Origin of the sequence: Desulfopila sp. IMCC35008, assembly GCF_010646885.2 — a bacterium.
In the GTDB taxonomy this organism is placed as follows: domain Bacteria; phylum Desulfobacterota; class Desulfobulbia; order Desulfobulbales; family Desulfocapsaceae; genus Desulfopila.
Genome location: NZ_CP050700.1, coordinates 223,501 through 244,515 on the forward strand (window position 1 = coordinate 223,501; position 21,015 = coordinate 244,515).

Annotated in this window: 20 protein-coding genes; 4 read left to right on the plus strand and 16 right to left on the minus strand. The window is 49.3% G+C overall.

Annotation, left to right across the window (positions count from 1 at the left end):
* Positions 1-2 precede the first annotated feature (2 nt).
* The 6 genes from GA520_RS00995 to GA520_RS01020 all read right to left on the minus strand — a co-directional run bounded on the left by GA520_RS00995 (position 3) and on the right by GA520_RS01020 (position 6,948).
* Complete coding sequence (locus GA520_RS00995; protein ID WP_163337165.1) at positions 3-2,123, minus strand: PAS domain-containing sensor histidine kinase; 2,121 nt, start codon at positions 2,121-2,123, stop codon at positions 3-5.
* Positions 2,120-3,244, minus strand: coding sequence for an FIST signal transduction protein (locus GA520_RS01000; protein ID WP_163337166.1), 1,125 nt, complete (start codon positions 3,242-3,244; stop codon positions 2,120-2,122). The genes GA520_RS00995 and GA520_RS01000 overlap by 4 nt, the downstream gene beginning before the upstream one ends.
* 313 nt (positions 3,245-3,557) lie before the next feature.
* Positions 3,558-4,058: an RNA methyltransferase gene (locus GA520_RS01005; RefSeq protein ID WP_205749222.1), complete on the minus strand. Its 501-nt coding sequence runs from the start codon at positions 4,056-4,058 to the stop codon at positions 3,558-3,560.
* Positions 4,055-4,837, minus strand: a complete 783-nt coding sequence (gene truA / locus GA520_RS01010; protein ID WP_163337167.1) for a tRNA pseudouridine(38-40) synthase TruA — start codon at positions 4,835-4,837, stop codon at positions 4,055-4,057. The genes GA520_RS01005 and truA overlap by 4 nt, the downstream gene beginning before the upstream one ends.
* A gap of 551 nt (positions 4,838-5,388) precedes the next feature.
* Positions 5,389-5,655: a hypothetical protein gene (locus tag GA520_RS01015; RefSeq protein WP_163337168.1), complete on the minus strand. Its 267-nt coding sequence runs from the start codon at positions 5,653-5,655 to the stop codon at positions 5,389-5,391.
* 207 nt (positions 5,656-5,862) lie between these two features.
* On the minus strand, positions 5,863-6,948 hold the full coding sequence (locus GA520_RS01020) for an alkene reductase (RefSeq protein WP_163337169.1): 1,086 nt from the start codon (positions 6,946-6,948) through the stop codon (positions 5,863-5,865).
* A 291-nt stretch (positions 6,949-7,239) separates the two neighbouring features.
* Between GA520_RS01020 and sbtA the strand changes: the two genes are divergently transcribed.
* The 3 genes from sbtA to GA520_RS01035 all read left to right on the plus strand — a co-directional run bounded on the left by sbtA (position 7,240) and on the right by GA520_RS01035 (position 10,229).
* Positions 7,240-7,572, plus strand: coding sequence for an SbtA family thio(seleno)oxazole RiPP natural product precursor (gene sbtA, locus GA520_RS01025; RefSeq protein ID WP_163337170.1), 333 nt, complete (start codon positions 7,240-7,242; stop codon positions 7,570-7,572).
* Positions 7,573-7,717: 145 nt separating this feature from the next.
* A complete protein-coding gene (gene sbtM / locus GA520_RS01030) occupies positions 7,718-9,274 on the plus strand; it encodes a thio(seleno)oxazole modification radical SAM maturase SbtM (protein ID WP_163337171.1) in 1,557 nt (518 codons plus the stop codon).
* Between the two features lie 91 nt (positions 9,275-9,365).
* On the plus strand, positions 9,366-10,229 hold the full coding sequence (locus GA520_RS01035; RefSeq protein ID WP_163337172.1) for a transposase: 864 nt from the start codon (positions 9,366-9,368) through the stop codon (positions 10,227-10,229).
* 18 nt (positions 10,230-10,247) lie between these two features.
* On the opposite strand, the gene GA520_RS01040 is transcribed toward GA520_RS01035, so the two are convergent.
* From GA520_RS01040 to GA520_RS01085, 10 genes are all read right to left on the minus strand, one after another.
* Entirely contained in the window at positions 10,248-11,267 is a 1,020-nt protein-coding gene (locus GA520_RS01040) for an ABC transporter ATP-binding protein (RefSeq protein WP_163337173.1), read from the minus strand.
* Positions 11,267-12,058, minus strand: a complete 792-nt coding sequence (locus GA520_RS01045; protein WP_163337174.1) for an ABC transporter permease — start codon at positions 12,056-12,058, stop codon at positions 11,267-11,269. Before GA520_RS01045 ends, GA520_RS01040 begins: the two co-directional genes overlap by 1 nt.
* Positions 12,055-12,972 (minus strand): ABC transporter permease, encoded by a 918-nt coding sequence (locus tag GA520_RS01050; protein ID WP_163337175.1) that lies wholly within the window; start codon positions 12,970-12,972, stop codon positions 12,055-12,057. The genes GA520_RS01045 and GA520_RS01050 overlap by 4 nt, the downstream gene beginning before the upstream one ends.
* Positions 12,972-14,198, minus strand: a complete 1,227-nt coding sequence (locus GA520_RS01055; RefSeq protein WP_163337176.1) for an ABC transporter substrate-binding protein — start codon at positions 14,196-14,198, stop codon at positions 12,972-12,974. Before GA520_RS01055 ends, GA520_RS01050 begins: the two co-directional genes overlap by 1 nt.
* Positions 14,199-14,359: 161 nt before the next feature.
* Positions 14,360-15,094, minus strand: coding sequence for an energy-coupling factor ABC transporter ATP-binding protein (locus tag GA520_RS01060; protein WP_163337177.1), 735 nt, complete (start codon positions 15,092-15,094; stop codon positions 14,360-14,362).
* 12 nt (positions 15,095-15,106) lie between these two features.
* The gene (gene cbiQ / locus GA520_RS01065; RefSeq protein ID WP_163337178.1) at positions 15,107-15,856 is read right to left on the minus strand and encodes a cobalt ECF transporter T component CbiQ; all 750 of its coding nucleotides are present in this window, start codon (positions 15,854-15,856) and stop codon (positions 15,107-15,109) included.
* The gene (locus GA520_RS01070; RefSeq protein WP_163337179.1) at positions 15,853-16,626 is read right to left on the minus strand and encodes a DUF4198 domain-containing protein; all 774 of its coding nucleotides are present in this window, start codon (positions 16,624-16,626) and stop codon (positions 15,853-15,855) included. Before GA520_RS01070 ends, cbiQ begins: the two co-directional genes overlap by 4 nt.
* Positions 16,623-17,225 carry a hypothetical protein gene (locus GA520_RS01075; protein WP_163337180.1) on the minus strand — a complete coding sequence of 201 codons (603 nt, stop codon included), beginning with the start codon at positions 17,223-17,225 and terminating at the stop codon, positions 16,623-16,625. The genes GA520_RS01070 and GA520_RS01075 overlap by 4 nt, the downstream gene beginning before the upstream one ends.
* A complete protein-coding gene (cbiM, locus tag GA520_RS01080; RefSeq protein ID WP_163337181.1) occupies positions 17,222-17,824 on the minus strand; it encodes a cobalt transporter CbiM in 603 nt (200 codons plus the stop codon). The genes GA520_RS01075 and cbiM overlap by 4 nt, the downstream gene beginning before the upstream one ends.
* Before the next feature lie 211 nt (positions 17,825-18,035).
* Positions 18,036-18,560, minus strand: a complete 525-nt coding sequence (locus tag GA520_RS01085) for a hypothetical protein (protein WP_163337182.1) — start codon at positions 18,558-18,560, stop codon at positions 18,036-18,038.
* Between the two features lie 354 nt (positions 18,561-18,914).
* On the opposite strand from GA520_RS01085, the gene GA520_RS01090 reads away from it, so the two are divergent.
* Positions 18,915-21,014: a hypothetical protein gene (locus tag GA520_RS01090; protein ID WP_163337183.1), complete on the plus strand. Its 2,100-nt coding sequence runs from the start codon at positions 18,915-18,917 to the stop codon at positions 21,012-21,014.
* Position 21,015 lies beyond the last annotated feature (1 nt).

Consider the following 21,015-nt stretch of genomic DNA (forward strand, 5'->3'; position numbering starts at 1 on the left):
TCTCAGTTTGGAAGACACTGCCGGAGAGCAGAACTGATTGTGTTCATGAGGTATGGTTTACGAATATAGAGTAACGCGCCTAAACGCAGTGCTTCCTGGACACGTTTGGTTTCAGAGTATCCGCTTACCAGGATAACTTTCTGGTCTGGAAAATGCTGCAATATGGATTCGAAGGTGGCAAGTCCATCCATGCCTCTTTCCATAATCATATCGAGAAGTATTATGTCCGGTGACTGTGATGTTGTTTGCAATATTTGAATTGCTTCTTCTCCGCTTGCAGCTGTCTGGACTGTATAATTGAGTGCCTGAAGTATGGCCATGGCAATTTTACGCTGATTTTCACAATCGTCTACTACCAGGACGGACTCACCTTTCCCCTGATACTCAGCGATTCCCTCACCTATTTCATGCTTGGTATAATCTTCTCGACTGCCGGGGAAGATCAGTTGGAAGGTCGTGTTTCCACCAGGCTCACTTTCAATCACAATGTGACCATTGTGGTCCTGTATTGTTCCCCACACAACAGACATGCCAAGACCAGTGCCACTTTTACCCATAACTTTTTTGGTGTAAAACGGTTCAAAAACCCGCTGCTGGTCTTCTTTGGAGATACCGGAACCATTATCAGTAACTTTAAGGCTTACATAGTCACCTTCCGGTATTTTTAAATCAATGACGCTATCCTCGAAGTAGATGTTCTCCGTGGTAATCACAATATGGTTTGCCGCAGCCTCAACACTATTTAAGACCAGATTCATGAGAGCGTTTTTGATATGTAAGGGAGAGCCTGCAAGGTTAAGGAGTTCGTCCTGCAGGTCTGTATCTATAGAGATTTTTCCATGGTTTTCCTGTAACTTTTCAAATTCTGGGGAGGTGAGATATTCAGTAATTATTCGGTTCAGGTTTATAATATCTTTCTGGATGACTCCCCTTCGTGCCATAGTCAGGAGGTCCTGGACAATGGCAGCAGCCTTTCTACCCGAGTCCCTAATGGTTTTCAATGGAACCGCAAGGTGACTTTCCTTATCAATCATTGTGAGTAGCAGATCAGGGTAACTGACGATCCCGGAGAGGACGTTATTAAGGTCGTGTGCCACTCCTCCTGCGAGCAAGCCTAGTGCCTCCATCTTTTTCGAGTTGTGCAGCTGTTCTTCCAGCTTTTTCTTGGCCTGCTCAGCTTGGTATTGTTGCGTTATATCTCTGAGTGAGCCGATAATCTGTAAAGGATGATCTCCATCACCTCCAGTGAGAGTGGCGTTGATGGAAAAGTGGTGGCGCAGCCTGTTGTTTGCACGGATGGTAAACGCAAAGTCCTTTAAGCTTCCGGTTCTCTTGATTTGATTGATAAATGTTGAAGTCTCGTTGCGGGAAAATCCAAGAGAAGTCAGGGAGCGGCCCAGAAGGTGTGAGCGGGAATAGTTTAAGGTAGTCTCAATAGATGGACTGATCTCATTGATGCGGCCGTCAAGTGACAGAGAAAAAAAGATATCCTGAATGTTATCGAATATAGCCCTGTATCTCTGCTCACTTTCCTGCAGGGCACTGGTTCTTTCCATAACCTGTTGTTCGAGATCATCCAGGAAAAATTTCAATTGTGTTTCTGCCCTTTTCCGTTGCTCTACTTCCTCGCTTAACTCTTTGTTAATTATGGATATAGTATTGTTCTGAAGGCAGGAGCGGCACGAGTCTGCGAGCTTTCTGTTCAATTGGCGAAGTGAGTTAACAACTTTCAGGTCGAGGGCCTGTCCATTTTTGACGAGAAGGAGCGCGCCAAAGTCAGGCAGTTCCATGATGTGAAAATGGAGTTTTTCATTTACTGTACCCTGGAGTGGCAGACTATGAATAAAACCATATAATTCTTTTTGGTCGAATTTCTTTGGCAGCTGTCCGAAAATTGATCTGTACACAGGGTTTTGCAGAGTATTCCGAGGGATACAGTAGCTGGGGGCGTACTGATAGTACCCATCAGTTTCTTCCAACTGAAGTATTGCTCCCGTGGCGCAGCTTAATTTACGCAGATAGGCTGATAAGGCTTTTTTCAGCATTTCCTGCAAATCAAGACTGGTGCCAATGGCCATGGCGATCTCAAAATAGATCTGTATTTCAATCGCTTTTTGATTCATTTTCGGGCGAGTACCGCCATGACGGCGGTTCGATTGTAGAGTTCAAGATATTCCGTTCCGCTGTTGGCAATTTCCGCAATGGAGCATATACCGATCAGTGGGAGGGCAGTACTGTAGACGGCATCGATTTCTCGTTGAAACTGATCTTTAAGAACAACTGCACGGGAGACACAGTCAACAAATAATCGTAATCCCTCTGATTTCCCGCTGGGTAATGCCTCCAGGCTGAGTTTGAGTGAGTCTGCAGCTGCCTGAATAAGATTGTCCGCATCTGCTCTCATGATGGAGAAAAACGCGCCTTCAGGTATTTCACCGACACAGACCAGAGACCCGTCAGTTTCTACCAGATATGGGTCCCGGACGATTTGTTCTCCACTTAAACGTGCAATTCCAAATGGATAGTTTTTTGCCGTTGCATAAAAGGCATCCCGGTTAATCCTGGAGTTGGTCTTTTCTAACAGCACGCTCCTGTAAAAGTCAAAGGCTGGCTGCCACTCGATAGTATGGATGATATTATTGCTCGCCTCGGTTACCTGATAGGGTCCTGACAGTTCCTGCCAGCCATGGCAGACACCTACACCGCTTTCAGTTTCCAGAAACAGAAGTACTGCGCCGTCTTGTATTAAGCCGGAATTATAAAGAATACACGGTTGCTGTTTAAGGGAAAGCGAGCCTGCACCACCACCAACGTAATTGAAGTCGAGGCCGAACACATTGAAAAGACACTCAATAAATGGTGAGATGCGAGTGGAGAAACCATCAACAAAGAGAATAAGCGTCCGTACCTTGCTGCTGTCCGGCATTTTTTGAATAAGGAGTTGCTCATAGTCGACATCGGGGTCACTCAATTCTGAAATGGTCTGAACTGTTACCACATCCTGAAGACCGACAACCATGGTTCCCTGTGTGCACAATTGTTGTTTATAAATGATGTATGGAAAAATGCCACCGGCAAGTGGGTGAGTGGTGGCTTGCAATATCGAGTCTATTTTTTCTGCTGTGAACAGGTTGGCATCACAGCACAGGACAAGCAGTCCGGAAACGTGTTCGTGTTCAGATGCCTGTCTTAAACACTTCTCAAGCCCGGCAACTGTGCCTTCTGGGTCAAAATATATTGTCATAGGAGAAGGCCTCTACTGATTTTTATAGTCTCTCCGACACGCTCCTGAATGTGTCGTTCATGATTTCAGGGTATCATAACTAAAACTTTAAGAGCAATGTGTTCACATTTCAATGAACACACTGACGGGATGAAAACGATTAGCCCCAACATTTCATGAGAAAATCTACAATACTTTTGATATATGAAATCTAAACAGCTGTCTCGTTTGGTACGGGAAGCTGGTGGAAATCAGTACTGTGAAAACCAAGAGGCCTGGAAAGGGAAGGGGGGCTCGCTCTGCAATGATAATAGCATTACCAATATTATAGATTTTACCCTTGAGGAAACTGCCGGCAATATTCATACAATGCCATGCTGGTGGCAGTAGCCGCGTTGAAACTGTGGGGGAGGCCATATACCGGAATCTCTACGGCATCATCAAGTACATCGAGAATGTCTGACGTCAATCCGGTGCGTTCGTTGCCTATGACAAGTGCAGTGCGTCGCGAAAAATGATAGCTATGCATGCTTTCAGAATTGGTTGTCTGTTCAAGCCCTACCAGCCTGTATCCGCTATCTTTTAATCTTTTCAGTACAGGGAGCAAGGACCGGTGCGTTGATATATCCAGCTCTGTTTCGCCATCGCGGGCAATTTTTGAGATAAGGCTGGGATTACCTGTTAAAACAAGGCGCTCTATCGCACAGGCGCTGGCAGTACGGGCAATACTTGAGACATTTACATTACTTCTCATTGGTGCACAGGCGACAATGATCTCACGCGGCCTGGTCAGGTTGGAGCCGGGTTTATGACGTTGATGTTCAAATTTGCTCATTGGAAAGTAGCCCCTGTGGCGTCTTCGATCATTTCTTCTTCTTTGTAATACACTTTTTCAAGATACAGTCCTGATGCCGGAGCTGTACCCGGTGCTGCCTTGCGATCTTTCATCTCGAGAATGCGGCAAAGATCATCGCGTGTGTAACGCCCTTCTCCAACCTTGACGATAGCCCGTACAATATTGCGAACCATCTTATAGAGAAATCCGTCTGCACAGATATCAAAAGTAATGAGGGGTAAATCATGACTCATAACGGCCCGGCTCACGGTACGGGTGGTCGTCTTCTGCTTGAAGTTCGGGCGGGTGGCAAAAGAGGCGAAGTCGTGTTGGCCTTCAAAAACAGAGCAGGCATTGATCATCGCTTCAACATCAAGGCGGCTTTTTACGTGCCAGACCCGCCCATCGCGCTCTGAAGGCAGTTTCTTGCTATTCCAGATTAAATAGCGGTAGCGTTTACCGATGGCACTGTCACAGGCATGAAAGTCGAATGGGACATGGCTCACATCTACCACCCGGACGGTCTCGGCCAGCAGATCGTTCAATTGTTCCTTTACCTCATCAACCTGCAGGTCTGCAGGCAGCTCGACACTCGCCACCTGGCCATTTGCGTGTGCGCCGCGATCAGTGCGTCCTGAACCTCTCACTGCAGAACGGATATTGAAGATTTGCTCCACCGCCTGCTCAAGGGCGTATTGAACTGTCGGTTTATCTCCATGGCGCTGCCACCCCAGATAATTCCGACCATCATAGGAAACGGTCAGGCGATAATTAGACATAGTGGAATTAGGGAGAGACATAGTTAAAAGTGACCCTTAAAAATCATAAGTTAGCAATGAGATGATAACCGGTATATCTTTTTTCACGACGTCACATTATGTACCATGAATTGGCTAAGAGATGAAGGGGGCATATTGCCTTATGACCTTTGGCATGGCCACTTGTCTTTAAGGGGCTCTGCTCAGGAAATGATGTTTGGCCGTCCGTTTTAAAGTATCGATTCCATGAACATCAGATGTGTAATTGTAGATGATGAGAAATTCGGGCTATCCCGGATGTAGGTTGAGTGATGCATTTCAACCACAGCCCACTGCATTACACCATCTCGATTTGACATTTTTTTTGACCTGTGTCGGGTTGCTGATACCTGGTTACCAGACGTATGGACTGCTTGTAGAAAAAGTCTTTGGGATTGATGCCTCAAGAAAGACGACCTGTTGTGGGTCGTTGTAGGCTGTATTTTCCTCAACTACCTCACAACTACCATTTTGCCCATTGATAAGATCACAAGTTGCCTCTACCCACTGTCCGGTGCACTGCTCATGATCAATCAGGACAGTCCCCAGACCCCGTAATTGGGGCCATAAAGGTCCCAGTCATCTGCGAGATGTCCTGTAATCCAGTCCTTAAAATTTAAATCCGTCCTCGTGCCCTTGAAGGGGAAACTGAGGTAGAAGCGGGCACTCGTCCTGGTGTCGGGCTTTCTGCTGATTCGCATTCCGGGGTTGGCTGCCTTGGCCTCGTCGAGCAGCTGAAGGGCCTTCTCAAGATCGTCGAGGGGAATGGTCAGATTGTAGTTGTATTCTTCCTGGCTCATAAGAGAAGTTCCTGAGAGGCGCGGGTAATTTCGGTGTAAGGTACCCTTATGTGAATGGTAAACCACGCATCCATTATATATTCGATACAGCCAGGCCGCAACTCCATTGTTTCAGGAGGCCGTAAGCAAGGGAGAAAAAAGCGGTCTAACCGGAGTGCCGCTGCCTGTCCGGCAACAGGCGCGGAACTCCGGTTTGGGGCAAGCGGTTTAGCTGTTGTAAGGTGGATAATCCGTGTATCCTTTTGCATCCGCTGTATACCATAGTGACATGTCGTCATAGGGTGTGAGCGGATGATCGTTTTGGAGTCGCTCGACAAGATCCGGGTTGGTTATATACGGGCGGCCGAATGCCGCAATATCCGCAAGGCCTGCAGCAATACGCTCTTCGGCATCCTGTTTAGTGTATCCGCAGTTGCCCATGATGGTACCGTCATAATGCTCCCTTATCTCTGCCAGGGTCATGGGCTCTCCCTGCTCATGAAAACCAAAAGCAAGCCCGTCCATAACATGGAGATAGCCGAGATTCAGTTTCTGCAGTTCCTGAACAACATACAGGTAGGTTTCCCTGAAATCCTTACTGCCCATATCATTAAAGACCCCGTTTGGGGAAAGACGGACAGCGACCCGTTCAGACGGCCATACTTCTAACACCGCGCGTAATACTTCACTTAGGAAACGGTATTTATTCTCTACTGTTCCACCGTACTGGTCTTCCCGGTGGTTGGTTTTTGAATCGAGAAACTGGTTGAGCAAATACCCGTTGGCGCTATGCACCTCAATACCGGAAAATCCGGCCTCTTTGGCATTGACTGCCGCCTGCCGGTAGTCGGCAACCGTGTTTTTTATCTCATCAACCGTAAGGGGGCGCGGGGTTTCATACTCTTTTGTACCAAGAGGGGTGTGGATATGATCACCGTTCAGCTTTACTGCAGATGCCGATACAGGGAGCTCGCCGTTATGAAAATCACTGTGAGAGGCCCTGCCGCAATGCCACATCTGAAGAAAAAGTGGTGTCCCTGTTGGCTGCAGCTTTTGGGTTACTTTTTTCCAGCCTTCTATCATCTGTTCTGTGTAAATACCGGGGGAGCCTACCCAACCGTTACCTTGTGCCGATACAACCGTTGCCTCGGTAATGAGAAGCCCTGCTGACGCTCTCTGGAAATAATGTTCTGCCATCAGTTCGTTTGCAACCCGGCTTTCTCCGGCACGTCCCCTGGTCATGGGGGCCATTGCTATTCTGTTTTTAAGATGCAGGTCACCTATTGAGAATTCTGAGAATAGAGAATTTTTCATTCGTCACTCCATGATGTGTTTTATGTGTGGGGTACATTTCAGCTATATTGTAAGGAGTTTCTAACATTTGTCTTCACTCATTGTTCATTTTTTCAGGATGCCAGAGAAAACCCGCAGGATATTGACCTCTTTGCCGGGATATAGCTGGATTATGGGGAGAGTGGAGAAGCGCACCCCGAAACAGCATATTGACAGGGGCTCAATGTGTTTGATATAAATATCCTATCTTGGGTAGCCTTTTTATCGGAAAGGCTGATCTATAGTCCATGTTTTCCTCAAGAGGAGGATCCAATGAAAAAAGATGTGAAAAAATTATTGGCGGGACTTGGGGTTGCAGGGCTTCTCAGTGCGGGAGGGATCTCCGTACCGGGGGCTCACGCAACGGGCAGCGGCAGTGGCTGAGGTGCGAATACCAGCACAGGTAGTGCTGAGGTAAAAAAGCCGGCTGCGGCAAGTGGTGGAAGTGGCTCAAATGGCAGCACCGTGAGTGCTGCAGAAGAACAGGCAACCGAAGCAGTGGAAAAGGCTAAAGAGGCAGTTGAGGAGACTGTGGAAGAGGCCAAAACTGAGGCAGAACAAGCTGCGGAAAAAATTATTCCGAAAAAACCTGCTAAAAGTGGTTGAGGCGGTTAAAGAGCGTACGGTCGTACGCTGAAAATCAGGATGAGTCAACGAGGCCGCTACCGTAATCAATGGTATCGGTCTCATTTTATTTGAACTCAAAGCTAAAGATGCTCTTATCAGGCAGTTCTCTGGCAATGATGTCTCGATGACAAAAAACGTATCAGAAATATACCCAGTTACCCTAACCTTTCTTCCCGATGATTTTATCTGGCCGGAGTCAGTCGAAACAGGACTGTTGGATGGGGGGGAACCTTTACCAGTGAAATCTGCTCCGTTTATTAATGATCTCGCGGCTGTTGAACAGGCAAAATACAGAATTGGCTTAGATCATGATGAGCTTATAGGTGAAGTCGAGCGACTAACAGTCAATCCGGTTCTCGAGCTCATCAAGGTAAACTGGTCTGGATTGCCTGATCTTCTTGGCGGTTCAATGGTAGAGCCGAAGCAGCAAGAAGGTATTGTGCTGGTTTACAGAAAGCAAGGGGAAGAGGGGCTGCGGATTGAGCAGGCAACCGGCCATGATTTGCTGGCACTGAAAATTGTCGCGGAGAAACGTGATAGAAGAGCGGTGGCCGCAGAAGGGGAGACCTCTGTTTCCCAAATTGACGCTATTTTATATGAGGCGAAGAGGAAGGGGCTCATTTTTTCGCCGAGTTCAAGGATTACCCGAATCAGTGAGGTGCGAAGGGAGGAGCAGGTCGACGAACCGTATAATCGGGCCGAGGTGTTTACCCTTCAATGGCATCTGACCCAGAAGTGTGATCTGCACTGTAAACACTGTTATGACAGAAGCACACGCGAAGAGATGTCTCTTGAGCAGGCCTTGTCTGTGCTGGATCGGTTGTATGAGTTTTGCGAGCAGAATCACGTGCGCGGGCAAGTCAGTTTTACCGGCGGAAATCCCATACTGTACCCACACTTCCAAGAGGTGTACAGGCAGGCCGTTACAAGAGGTTTTTTAACGGCCATCCTTGGCAATCCTGTTTCCGGCAAGTGTCTCGATGAAATTGTTTCCATGCAAAGACCGGAATACTTCCAGGTGAGCCTGGAGGGGTTGGCTGCTCATAACGATTATATCAGAGGAGAAGGCCACTTTGACAGGGTCATGGCGTTTCTCGACCGATTAGAGGAGGTTGGTGTTTATCGCATGGTCATGCTGACACTTACCAGGGATAATATGGGAGATGTGTTCCGGTTGACGGAGAGTTTGCGGGATAAGGTTGATTTGTTCAATTTCAACCGACTGGCTTCAGTGGGCGAAGGTGCAGCCTTAAAGACAGTTCCTTTCAAGGAGTATCAATCGTTTTTGGTGGAGTACCGGCAGAAGGCTGCCGATAATCCCATAATGGGCTGCAAAGACAACCTTTTTAATATCCTGCAGGAGAGGGACAATGCACCCCTGACAGGCGGCTGCACGGGTTTCGGTTGTGGTGCAGCATTTAATTTCGTGTCGCTATTGCCCGACGGTGAGGTACATGCATGCAGAAAGTTCCCTTCCTTTATCGGGAATTTGTTTGATAAGAGCCTGTCTGCCATTTATGAAGGCGTCCAGGCCGGGAAATATCGCACCGGCAGTGCCAGTTGTGAGGGCTGTCGGATACGTCATTGCTGTGGTGGTTGCCCTGCAGTCAACTACGGCCTTGGCAATGATATTTTTACTACCGTCGACCCCTATTGCTTTATTGGCCAGCCTGACAATTGATAGGCAGAATTTCTCATGGCATGCAGAAGCTGGTATTTCAAATGGGGTCAAGTCTTGAATTATTAAGAATATGCGATAGAATAGCTTCATTATGGCACGACCACTTCGAATAGAATATCCAGGTGCGCTTTATCACCTTGCGGCCCGCGGCAACAGGAAAGAAGACATTTATCTTCAGGATGAGGACCGGATTTATTTCCTGGAAATATTGGGTCGTACAGTCCATCGCTATAACTGGATCTGCCACGGATACTGTCTGATGGATAACCATTTTCATCTGCTCATCGAAACCCCGGACGCCAATCTTTCATTAGGGATGCGGCAACTCAACGGCATCTATACCCAGTATTTTAACAGGAGTCATGATAAGACAGGTCATTTGTTCCAGGGGCGCTTCAAGTCTATTCTTGTCGAGAAAGATACACACCTGTTGGAATTAGGCAGGTATATCGTACTGAATCCGGTGCGTGGAAGACTTGTCGACCACCCGGGTGACTGGGAGTGGAGCAGCTACCGGTCCTTCGCCCTTGGACGCGGTTGTCCCGATTTTTTAACGAGTGAATGGGTGTTAGAACAGTTTTCCCGCCAGAAAAAAAAGGCCAGACAACTTTATATAGGGTTTGTGGAGGACGGAATGGACGAACCGGCACCATGGAGACGGGTAAAGGGGCAGATCGCTTTTGGCAGTGATACATTTGCGGTGGAGATTAAGGCGTATCTTGAAGCGGGAGAGAAACCCGTAGATCTTCCGAAATACCAGAAACACCTGGGACGGCCCGCTCTTTGGAAAATCATTCCGAAACTCATTCGTGCTGATAAGCCAAAAAGGAATAAAGCCATTATCACTGCCCATATCGAGCATGGGTATACTCTGAAACAGATCGCCGATCTGTTGGGTGTTCATTATACGACAGTGAGCAAGGTGATCGCTGCCGCAGAAAAATCGACCCTTTAATGACCTCCGGTAAAACGATCAGGGGAATATGTGAATCTTGTTGGTGGGGAAGCTGAGGTGGATGAGCTGACCGGTCCGGTAACCGGTTCGAAAGCATCTGACTGTAAAATGAGATGTGGGCGTTTGTACTTCAAGAGCGGTTGTCGATCCTTCAAATCGGGTTGAGATAATTTCAGCCCCTATGGTGTTTGTGCCCGGTTCGTCATGGGTGCAGATATCTTCCGGGCGGATGGTCGCCTTGGCATCCCCGGTGTCCTTGATATGTGTCGGAAGTGATATGTTATGGCAGGCAAAGATGCCGTTTTTAATAGCCCCTCTCAAGATATTTGTTGAGCCGAAAAAGCGCGCAACATCCTGATCGGAAGGATGGTAGAAAAGCTCTGACGGGGTGCCGGTCTGACGGAGAGTTCCGTTAAGCAGCAAACATATCCGGTGGCTGATGGCCAGCGCTTCGCCCTGGTCGTGCGTGACAAAGAGCATGGTGGTGCCCGTCTGCTCCTGGACGTTGATGATCAGTTCGCGCATCTGCTGGCGTAGTTGTGCATCCAGGTTGGAGAGCGGTTCATCGAGGAGCAGAACGGATGGTTCAAGAACCAGGCCCCGGGCCAGGGCGACCCGCTGTTGCTGGCCTCCGGAGAGCTGGTGGATTTTACGCTGCTCCAGGCCTGTCAGGCCCGTGATCTCGATGAGGGTTTCTATTTTCTTCAGGGCAATCGATTTGTCTGTTTTTTGCATCCTCAGACCGAAACCGACATTCTGTTCCACGTTCAGGTGCGGAAAGAGTAGAGGTTTCTGGAAGATGAGTACAGTATCCCGTTTTTCAGCCGGTACCCTGGTGACCACCCGGTCATTGATCGATATCTCCCCGGATTGTATTGGCAGGAGCCCGGCGATGGCTTTGAGTATTGTCGTTTTACCGGCACCGCTCGGGCCCAGCATGGAGCTGATCTGCCCATCATAAATCTCCATATTCAGGTTTTCTACAACGGCCAAGCCGTTATAACTGATAGAGACATCATGCAGTTTTAAGTGTCCCATCAGCGTATCCCCTTTATGCCTGCCCGCCCGAGGGTATGGGCGCTGGCCATAAGTGCCACAAAAACCGGAACAATAAAAAGCAAGCTGACGGCTGCTGCCACCGGCCGGTCACCACTATCCATGAGGGAAAAGAGCAGGATAGGCAGGGTCAGCATCTTACCACCGCCGATGATGAGGGTAGAGAGATATTGCGACCATGAGAGCAGGAAGGTGAAAAGTGCCGATACAGTAATACCTGGCAGTATCATGGGGACCATAACCTTCGTTATGAGAGAGAAGTTGTTACAGCCGAGGGAGAGAGCCTGTTCCTCGATTTCCGGATCGTAGTCGGTGAAAACACCCCATATGACAAAAATAGTATAGGGGAGGCAGAAGGTAAGGTGGATGAGAACCACTCCCCAGAAGGTTTCGGTCAGGTTCAGTTTGATGAACCAGAGGTGTAGGCCCATGGCTACAGAAAGTGGTGGGACGATGATGGGTAAGGTAAAGAGCAGGGTTACCAGTTTTTTGCCACTGAAGTTATAGAGGCCCAGGGCCCTGCCGGCAGGTATGCCAAGTAATAGTGAAACAATGGCCGTAACAGCCGCCAGCATGCCACTGGTCACAAGCCCGCTCAAAATTTGGCTTGATGCCGTCTTGAAAATATAATCGAAAGCGCGGAATCCGTAGTCGAGAGGAAGGGCGGCCGGGTAAAACCATTTTTCACTGAACGACCAGAGCAGCAGCGGAATAAACGGGAGGCCCACTGTAACAAAGACAGATGTAAGGAGGATCAGTTTGCCAGGTTTCATGAGAGTGCCCCACGGTTCCTGTTTATCCGGAGCAAGGTCTGGGCGAGGATGACAGTGCCGATGACTATTGCCGCAATGATCAAACCGATGGCAATACCCTCGGGGCGGGCAAGGAGGTCGATGTCGCTGTAACTTTTATAGGCCCACACCGGCAGGGACGTTGGGTATGTCTGTCCGAGCAGGTAGGGGACTTCGAAGGCACCGAACGTGAAGGCAAAGACAATGAGGCAGCCGCCGGCCAGCCCTGGAGTGATCAGGGGGAGGGTTATGTAGAAAAAGCGTTGCAGAATACCGGCCTTGAGGGTTGCCCCTGCTTCGAGTAACTCCGGGCCGCTGTTTTTCAAAATTGAGAGGATCATGAAGGTGAGGAAAGGAATTTCTTTCCAGATGTAAACCAGAATGATGGAAAAACAGAGAGGATCGTTCACCAGCAGCGGGAAAGCGGTTGGGGACGTAACCAGACCGGCTGAGACCAATAGCCTGGAAAAAAATCCGGTGGGGGAGAGCAGGAAAAGGATGGCGATGGCTACCACCAGATGGGGAACGGCCAGGGGAATCTGCAGGAGAAAAAGGAGTATCCGGCTGTTTTCGGACCATCGTAAAAATGATACCGCCAGCAGTATACTGAAAATAGCTGCCAGCAGTGTTGAAGTCGTAGAAATATAGAGGGTAAGGAGCAGGTTCCTGATAAAATCCGGATCCTGAAGTACCTTCATGAATATGTTCGGGCTAAGGCTGTCATAACCGTTACCGGGAGTCTGTTCCAGGGCCTGGAACAGTCCGAGCAGTAAGCCGCCGCCAAAAAGAAGAGCAATTACAATGGATGCGGGAAGCAGCATAACAAGCAGGTTCCGAACCGGTGTCTGCCTTCCCGGCGCGGTGGAATCTGCCGCTCTGAGGGAGGACCTTTGCATCACCTGCCTTTTAATACATGTTGTTGCCAGCCTTTTTCGAGGCGCGTAAGGATGGATGAAGGCAGTTCCGGTAATTGGTGGGCCTGAAGTTCTGCATCGCCTAGAGTTGCGATTCCCTGCGGTCTGTTCGCGAATTCACGTTGCATTGCAGGCTCCAGCCTGGAGGCGCTGATTGCAGGGAAATCACCCCAGACTTCCGGTTTTGATTTTTCCAGCTGCGCCTCGGGTGAGAGTAAAAAGTCAGCAACAACCATGGCTGCAGCCTTATCCCCGGCGTTAAATGGGATGGCCACAAAGTGGGTGTTTGCAAGGGTGCCTTCGTCAAACACATAGGTGCGGACGGTGTCGGGAAAGAGTCCGTCCAGGATATTTCGTGATGCTTCCCCCTGGTTGTAAGAAAATGAGAAGTCGATCTCACCATCGACGAAAAGTGTGTTCAACCGGACCGGGGAGTCTGGATAGGTTGTTCCCTGTCTCCAGAGTGACTTCTTTAAACCGGCAAGTCGGTTATATGTTTTTTGTAAGGCCTCATCAAGTTCCTGCTCCTTGTATTCCTCCTGCCATTTAAGTGGCGAACCCGAGAGCTGGTAGAAGATCTGCCGTAGAAAGGCGGATCCCGTAAAATCAGGTGGTGCGGGATAGGTGAATCTTCCCGGATGTGTTTCAATCCATTCAAGCAGGGTGGGGATTGAGCGAGGAACTTCCTGGAAACGGGCGCTATCGTAAATCATCACCAGTTGAGCACTGCCCCAGGGCGATTCCAGGTATTCCACCGGGGTTCCGAAATCATTTTTAACGGCGGAGTTCTCCCAGTTCACATAGCGTGAGTTGGGCAATTGATTGGCAAAAGGACCGTACAACAGGGCCTGGTTTTTACAGGTGCGGAAGTTCTCACCGTTTATCCAGAGCAGGTCGGCATTTCCCCCATCATTTTTTCCGGCCTGTTTTTCGACCAGGAGTTTTGAGACGATTTCCCCGATATCCTTGACCGGCACCTGACGAAGGGTTATGTCGTACCGCTTTTTTAACTCTCCGGCAAGGTAGCCGTTTACATAACCATTTACGGCGGGGGAACCTCCCCACATGTACCAATCAACAGTTTTTCCCCGTGCTTTTTGAATTGTATCGTTCCAGTCCACCGATTGTGCGGCGGTGGCATCAGGGCTGTATCCCTGCAGGGATAGCATGAAGACCAGGAGAAGTAGACTTTTCAAGAGCGAGCGCATGACCGTAACCAGTTTAGGGGGATAATGTGAATGATGTCGGTTCTACTGAAGATACATGGTAACCGAACATTAAAAGTGAAAATTCACTATATTACATCAGGCTGGTCATGTCCAGTGACTGCACATTGTGGTTGAGTCTGACGGGTGTGGAACCTGGGCAGCTACCCATGACCGTGTTGATGTGGCTGTTCACCGTGCGGATGGGCGTGGCTGTGGTTGTGGAGGTGGGCCTTGCCGCACTGTTTAACCTTGCCGTGGCTCATGGCGTAGACATCATTGCAGGTATCGGAAAGGAAATCCCAGTCATGGGAGATAATCATATAAGCCAGATCCAGGTCGCGCAGGATGTGGATGAGCTGATGCCGGGTATTTGGGTCCAGGTTGTTGGTCGGTTCGTCCAGCAAAAGGGCCCTGGGATCCATGGCGAGGATGGTGGCAAGTGAAACGAGTTTCTTTTCTCCACCGGACAGCTGGTGGGTGATACGTTCTGAAAAGTCAGCGAGGCCAAGGCTTTCAAGGGTCTCAAGTGCTTTTTTCCTGGCCTCGGCAGGGGAAAGGCCGAGGTTGAGTGGGCCGAATGCCACATCTTCAAGGACGGTTGGGGAGAAAAGCTGGTCGTCAGCATCCTGAAACAGTAAGCCTACTTCCCTGCGCAGTAACCGAAACTGTTCTTTTGAGTCGACGGGAACGCCCCGGAACAGCAGTGAGCCCGACTCCGGGGTATGCAGCCCCATGATAATGTGGAACAGGGTGGTCTTGCCACAGCCATTGGGGCCAATAAGGCCGAGACGTTGGTGGTCCTTGAACGACAGGGAGAAACCATCGAGTATCGGTTCGGTCCGATTGGAAAATCGAAATGTTATGTCCTGCAGTTCAACTATTGGGCGTATTGTCATTATCGTTTACGGTTAGAGGAATTCAATGGTGCCGAGAACTAATGCAGCGACAACCATTGTAACCGCAAACAACATATCTGTCATGGTGAGAGTTGAATCGTTGAGAGTGTAAAACCTGCCGTTAAACCCACGGAGCATCATTGCCTGGGCGACCCTTTCCCCACGATGCCAGCTTTTTATAAGGGTCATGCCAAACATATAACCGACCGTTCGGTAGGTATGCAGGTTGGTTTTCGGTGAAAAACAGCGCAGCTTTGCTGCCCGGTTCAGACGGCTGAATTCCTGATGAATGACAAAAATATAGCGGTAGGAGAAAAGCAGCAGCAGGCAGAGTTTGACCGGCATCCGCAGTTTGGTCATGGCGTGGCCGAGGTCTGAGACGGGTGAAGTGGCCAATAAGCTGATACAGAGAAGAACGATGGTGTTGGTCTTTAAGGTGATCAGGGAGACAATGTGAAGACCTTCTGCGCTGGCACTCAAGGGGCCGATTGTCATTATTGGGATACCGGGGTATGTGAACGGCAGGGTGCACCAGAGGAAGACTGTAAAACTGTTCACCACCAGCAGACGAAGAAGTACCGGTTTGAAGCCGAGTCGTCCAAGGCTGACCAGCAACAGGCTGATCACCAGTCCTGCTGCGGCCGTACGCATATCCTGACTCAGTGCGATAACCAGGGTCAGAATCATGGCGATGATCAGCTTGACCCTGGTGTCGAGGCGGTGGAGCAGGCTGTTGCCGCCACTGAAACGTTCGAAATTCACTTACTGTACCTGTTCATGTAAATCCATAATACGGCACCTAATTCAACACCTTTGTCCTCACCTGCGGGATTCTTTATGGTGTAATCCGCTTCGTTTAAGGCGGAAAATCCCCACCAGCCCGGTTGCGGACAGGCAAAGGTGAATATCCCGTTCCGGTCGGCCTTGATGACCTGGGTTATGTGATAATCGCTGGGGGCTTTAAATGATTCGGTGTTATAAAGTTCAACCTCGATTTCTGCCTGGGGAACCGGTTGACCGTTCATCAATACCTGGCCGGAGAAGCTGTTGCCTTCATAGTTGCCGAACGGGCGGGTGAGGGGAATAATTTCCGTTGGTAAACCAACAGGTTCATCCCAGCCCATGTCGTCTCCATAAGCGGCCACGATGGTCTTGGTGTAATGGATGATGGAGAGGTCTTCCGCCTCTTCCCAGTATGGTTGCGGTTCCATAACGAACTGATAGACACCTGGCCGTTTAACGGCAAAAGATGACTGCCAGCCCTTATGATTCATGATGCTTGTGTGCTTCAGTGTCCCGAGCAGGTCTGTTTGTTTATCACCACTTTTCACATAAAATTTGTTTGGTTGTACCAGGTCCATGCCAACCATTTCAAATGGGTGAGAAAAAGAGAGGGACACCTCGACCTGTTTTTTGGCCTGGGTGACGATGTTTTCTGATGGAATCACCATGCCGAAATGGGCAGCCGCAGGATTATATTGAAAAGTTACAAAGATGCCGAGAACTGATGCGGCAATGGTCTTCAAATTCATGACGCGTCTCCTTTTTTTGATTTCATAATTGCGGCCAGCCCGGCGAGCCCGATGATGTAGCCTATTCCGCCGATGATATCCTGCAGCGAGACCTTTTTGTCATTCATCTCGATAAGCATACGCTTGATGGGGCCAAGCTGTTCTGCAACGGATTGATCAACGATCTTTTTTAAAACTGTTTCATCGACGCCGGTTGTGCCTGTTGCTGGTGTTGTTGTTGGTTGTGATCTCTCTAAAGGTTGTTGGGCAATATCTGTTGCTGCTACATCCGGAAGGTAGTCTGCAGCCTGCAGTAACCATTCGTTACGATGGCCTTCTCCCGCATTGGCGATGATGAGGAGATCGAGCTGTGCCTCTTTCATGGCGCCTGATATGGGAAAGGAGAATTCTCCGGAGTCATCAGTCCGGACTGTCTGAATGGTTTCCTCAGTCTTGTTGTCCGTTACCAGAATTTCAATGTTTCTGGCTTTTTTGCCGCCGTTAAAACTGGTCTCACCTTTAATGGTATCTCCCTCTGCGTAGGCAAATACCCGGATTTTATGTGCACTGGCGGTGAATGGTAAAAGGAGCAGGATCAGGAGCAGGATAAGGTTCTTCATTTTTTAATACCTTCAAGGATATCGGGATGTACCCGGCCAATAAACGAGACGGCGAACATGGTGACAAAACCTTCTATTACCATGACGGGGAGGTGAACACCGATAGAGATCATAGCCGCCTTTATATACCCCTGATCTGTAAGGCCCAGGGATGCGGCCATCATGAGAGCCGCCAGCAGGATGGCCAGGAACCCGCCGACAAAACCGGCAATGGCCCGGGTCTTTTGTCTGGCCAGCCAGGGTTTGACAAGGTAATAGCTAAGGAGTGCTGAGGCAGCCATATTCAGGGTGTTGACCCCAATTACCGTGATACCGCCAAACTGGAAAAAAACAGCCTGAAGCAGCAAAGCCACAAGGATGGCAGGAAAACAGGCCCAGCCAAGCAGTAGCCCGAGCAGCCCGTTGAGTACCAGGTGAACACTGGCTGGTCCCGCCGGTACATGGATGAGCGAGGCGATAAAAAAACTCGAAGTGAGGATGGCGACCATCATTATCCGATCGTAATCGAGCGATTTGAGCCCGATCGCCGTTCCGACTGCTGTCAACGCTCCACCACCAATGAGCACCGGTGCCGATAATACACCTTCTGAAATATGCATGAAACCCTACTGTTTAATATGAATTTCAGATTCGTGTTACCGGGTGAGCTGAAAAAAACCGCTCGAAGGCGGTAACACAAATCCACAATGCGTAACATTTTGACCCTATTTCAGGGATGCTGTCAAGCTATTTATTGTTATTGTGACAATACAATTCCAGGCATGGAAGCACGCACCATGCCTGGAAAGTGCAAAAGATGGTTGAGGTGCTTTATTGACAGACAACCATGTCTATCCGGTCGCAATAGGAAGCGTCACAGACCTGGCCTCCGTTAATAACCCGTGTTTTCTGGTTATCTTTTTTATAGGTAAAGTGAACCGCTTTCTGATATCCCTTGGATTTACAAAAAGCTGTGGCTGCAGGCATTCCGCAGTTTTTGCTCCACTCCCTGCAATAGTCGAGTCCGTAGCCATTAACCTTCGGGTTGTTGATAGTAACCTGCTTCGGTTTACAGGTTACCCTGCTGATCCGGTCGCAGGAGGGAGCGTCGCAAACCATACCTCCATTAATAACCCGCGTCTTCTGGTTGTTTTCGACAACTTCAAAATTCACCGCTTTTTCATACCCCTTCGATTTGCAGAAAGCGGTAGCCGCGGGCATTCCGCAGTTTTTGCCCCATTCCCTGCAGTAGTCGAGTCCGTAGCCATTGACCTGTGGGTTGTTAAAAGTTTTGGCCATCGCCAGGAGGGGGAAAAGCAGGAAAGTAAGCGACAGAAAGAGTAACATCTTTTTCATGGTCGTTCTCCTTATTACTGGGGTTGAATGGTTTGTACTGCCGTGAAAATACAAGTTGTCGCAAGCAGTTTTGAGAAGGAGTGATGACTCTATTAAAACACAAAATTAACCCGTTATTGAAATAGAAAGGGTGTTATGCAGGCATTTTCCGGTAAAGGGGTGGGCCTGGAATCGGATAATGTGAAAAATGAACGCTATTTTGAGCTGTTGAAGAACAAGAGATGTCTTGACTATTGGCGTTGTTATGTGTTGTAATAGCAGAAGATTGTTGCTTTTCACGCATTGTTGTTTTGAGGGTTTGGTCAGCCGCATGTGTGAAGGAAAGACAAAATCCAGCGCTGTGTAAAAATAGTTATGCAGACACCATCGCTTCTTACATACCTGCAGGGATCGGACTCAAATCTTTACCTGGACCTGCGTGCTTCACTTGTCGAGGGACTGTTTTGCCCTGCCTACAGTGGCGGTTTGCTGGCCGACTGCTTTAAGGTCGGTATGCGGACGAATGCGGGGTCGCTGATCCGTAAGGTCGATCTGTTTATCCAGCCCGATGTTGTCTCGGGCCAGAGCAATATTGCGGGTTCATGGACCAATATCGAGATAGACACAGCCTGGCAGAACGCCTATCGACTGCACTCCCAAAAAGAGACTTCCACGTGTATTCTTTTTAATGAGCAGGTTGATGAGGTCGGCCGGTTTCTACAGTTTTCCCCGCTTCTGTTTTGTAACAGGCGCAATGTTTTTTTCAGCCCTCTTTGCAGGCAATGCCTGGAACCTCTTCAGTTATGCCGGGATGATACCTTGCTGCAACAGAGAGGATTACCACTCTACTCAAAATCGCTTGTCCGGTACCTTTATTGCCGGTCCTGCTCTCTACAAACAGATTCTCCCTGGTACGTAAAAGTCAGGAAATCAGAGGGTGTGGCAGAGGTTGGCGATGAGAAACAACTTCTTGCCGATCTGGGTGCGGTGTCTCTTGCCGCACAGGCAGGGACAGGTTTTCCGTGTTGTGACTGCCCCTTCCAGGAGCAGTGTTTCGGCGAGAGGTTTGGAGTGGAGCAGACCGTTGCCGTATTTTCCTTCTATCCGTTCCATGCCCTGCTTTTGGATGCCACTGATTGCAATGGTAGCGACTTTCTGGTTCGGATATCAGGGGCAACGGTTGACCAGGCGGCAACCCATGACCGTGAAAGATCCGGGGCCAAAGCGAAGTCGCCGGTTTCGATACTTTCCTCTATTACACCGGGAAATGGTTTTTTACGGCCATGGGAAAAAGGAGCAGCTTTTACAGAAGTTCTTTACCTGAAGGTACATTTCTTGTGGGAGGTGGCACGCCAGTTGTTATCCGGTGAGGAGTTGGTTTTTCCGGCAGGAAGCTACCTCTCTGCTGCCGATGTACGGGTGAAATTCGACCCCTTCTCTTCTTTTCAGAAATTCTGGAGTTTTTCTGTCGTGTTTCCTGGGTTGTGCAACCCGCATATGTTGAATGGAAGGCCTAAGCCTCCAGAGATCGGCAGCTTCCATATGTTCGGGATGTTCTGGTTTTTAGTTCTTGGTATCAACAGTGAACAGGATGAGTCAGATATATATAGGAAATTGGCTTTACTATTGGAGCGTGATTCGGGATCAACAATAAATATAGACGGCCTGTTAGAGTTTATGCCGCCGGCCCAGGTCTTGTGGGAACCTGAAAATTATCAGGTTGATGGCGGGAGCGAAACCAACTATCGGGAGGTCCTGCAGTTGGGGTGGGATATTCTCCTTTCAGCCTGCACCGGGCAGCAACCGGATGCCACTCAGGTCTGCAGTCGCATTGAGGCCTGCCTTCACTCCTTACGCTCCCTGGTTATCACCGGCAAGGGTGGTAGTGAAAGGGGAGATTTTAGCAAAGAAGACAGGGCGATCGGGAATGCTATTGAACGCCTGAAGAAAAAATGGGGGGTGGAGGTGGACCCGGTGCCTCAGGCAGCAGTGTTTGCCCCTTTGGGGCAGGTCGATACGTCAACGGGGGAGAATGGAACCATAAATGGTGATTTTAGCACCGGACATGATTTTCACTCCGAAACGGTTGTGTTGACGGGAGAGGATGCGCCGGTACATGACAGCGATATCCATCATGATGAAACCGTTATTATACAGACAGCGTCTGTTGGGCAGACGCCAGCAACGGTTGTTTCACCAGAAATAGATAAGGTTTCGGCACCTGCGGAGATGGAAGAAACCCTCCGCCTGAGACCGAAACCTGTTGGGGAGCAGGTTCAGGCCCCAGATGAGGAAACGGGGCAGCCTTTTCTTGAGGAAACAGTAGTTTTAGGGGGCGGTAAGCCAGCCACCCGGAAGGCTGGCAAAGCCGAATCGGGTCGGGCAGACGGCGACAAACAGCCTGATGTTACAACAGATGAAGAGGACTTCATGACCGAAACCGTCGTTCTTAAGCCGCGCAGGGAAGGTGGGTGAA

Coding starts and splice junctions, on each gene's coding strand:
- GA520_RS00995 (WP_163337165.1), bottom strand. CDS start 2,123: ATGAATCAAAAAGCGATTGAAATACAGATCTATTTTGAGATCGCCATG.
- GA520_RS01000 (WP_163337166.1), bottom strand. CDS start 3,244: ATGACAATATATTTTGACCCAGAAGGCACAGTTGCCGGGCTTGAGAAG.
- GA520_RS01005 (WP_205749222.1), bottom strand. CDS start 4,058: ATGAGCAAATTTGAACATCAACGTCATAAACCCGGCTCCAACCTGACC.
- truA (WP_163337167.1), bottom strand. CDS start 4,837: ATGTCTAATTATCGCCTGACCGTTTCCTATGATGGTCGGAATTATCTG.
- GA520_RS01015 (WP_163337168.1), bottom strand. CDS start 5,655: ATGAGCCAGGAAGAATACAACTACAATCTGACCATTCCCCTCGACGAT.
- GA520_RS01020 (WP_163337169.1), bottom strand. CDS start 6,948: ATGAAAAATTCTCTATTCTCAGAATTCTCAATAGGTGACCTGCATCTT.
- sbtM (WP_163337171.1), top strand. CDS start 7,718: ATGACAAAAAACGTATCAGAAATATACCCAGTTACCCTAACCTTTCTT.
- GA520_RS01035 (WP_163337172.1), top strand. CDS start 9,366: ATGGCACGACCACTTCGAATAGAATATCCAGGTGCGCTTTATCACCTT.
- GA520_RS01040 (WP_163337173.1), bottom strand. CDS start 11,267: ATGGGACACTTAAAACTGCATGATGTCTCTATCAGTTATAACGGCTTG.
- GA520_RS01045 (WP_163337174.1), bottom strand. CDS start 12,058: ATGAAACCTGGCAAACTGATCCTCCTTACATCTGTCTTTGTTACAGTG.
- GA520_RS01050 (WP_163337175.1), bottom strand. CDS start 12,972: ATGCAAAGGTCCTCCCTCAGAGCGGCAGATTCCACCGCGCCGGGAAGG.
- GA520_RS01055 (WP_163337176.1), bottom strand. CDS start 14,198: ATGCGCTCGCTCTTGAAAAGTCTACTTCTCCTGGTCTTCATGCTATCC.
- GA520_RS01060 (WP_163337177.1), bottom strand. CDS start 15,094: ATGACAATACGCCCAATAGTTGAACTGCAGGACATAACATTTCGATTT.
- GA520_RS01070 (WP_163337179.1), bottom strand. CDS start 16,626: ATGAATTTGAAGACCATTGCCGCATCAGTTCTCGGCATCTTTGTAACT.
- GA520_RS01075 (WP_163337180.1), bottom strand. CDS start 17,225: ATGAAGAACCTTATCCTGCTCCTGATCCTGCTCCTTTTACCATTCACC.
- cbiM (WP_163337181.1), bottom strand. CDS start 17,824: ATGCATATTTCAGAAGGTGTATTATCGGCACCGGTGCTCATTGGTGGT.
- GA520_RS01085 (WP_163337182.1), bottom strand. CDS start 18,560: ATGAAAAAGATGTTACTCTTTCTGTCGCTTACTTTCCTGCTTTTCCCC.
- GA520_RS01090 (WP_163337183.1), top strand. CDS start 18,915: ATGCAGACACCATCGCTTCTTACATACCTGCAGGGATCGGACTCAAAT.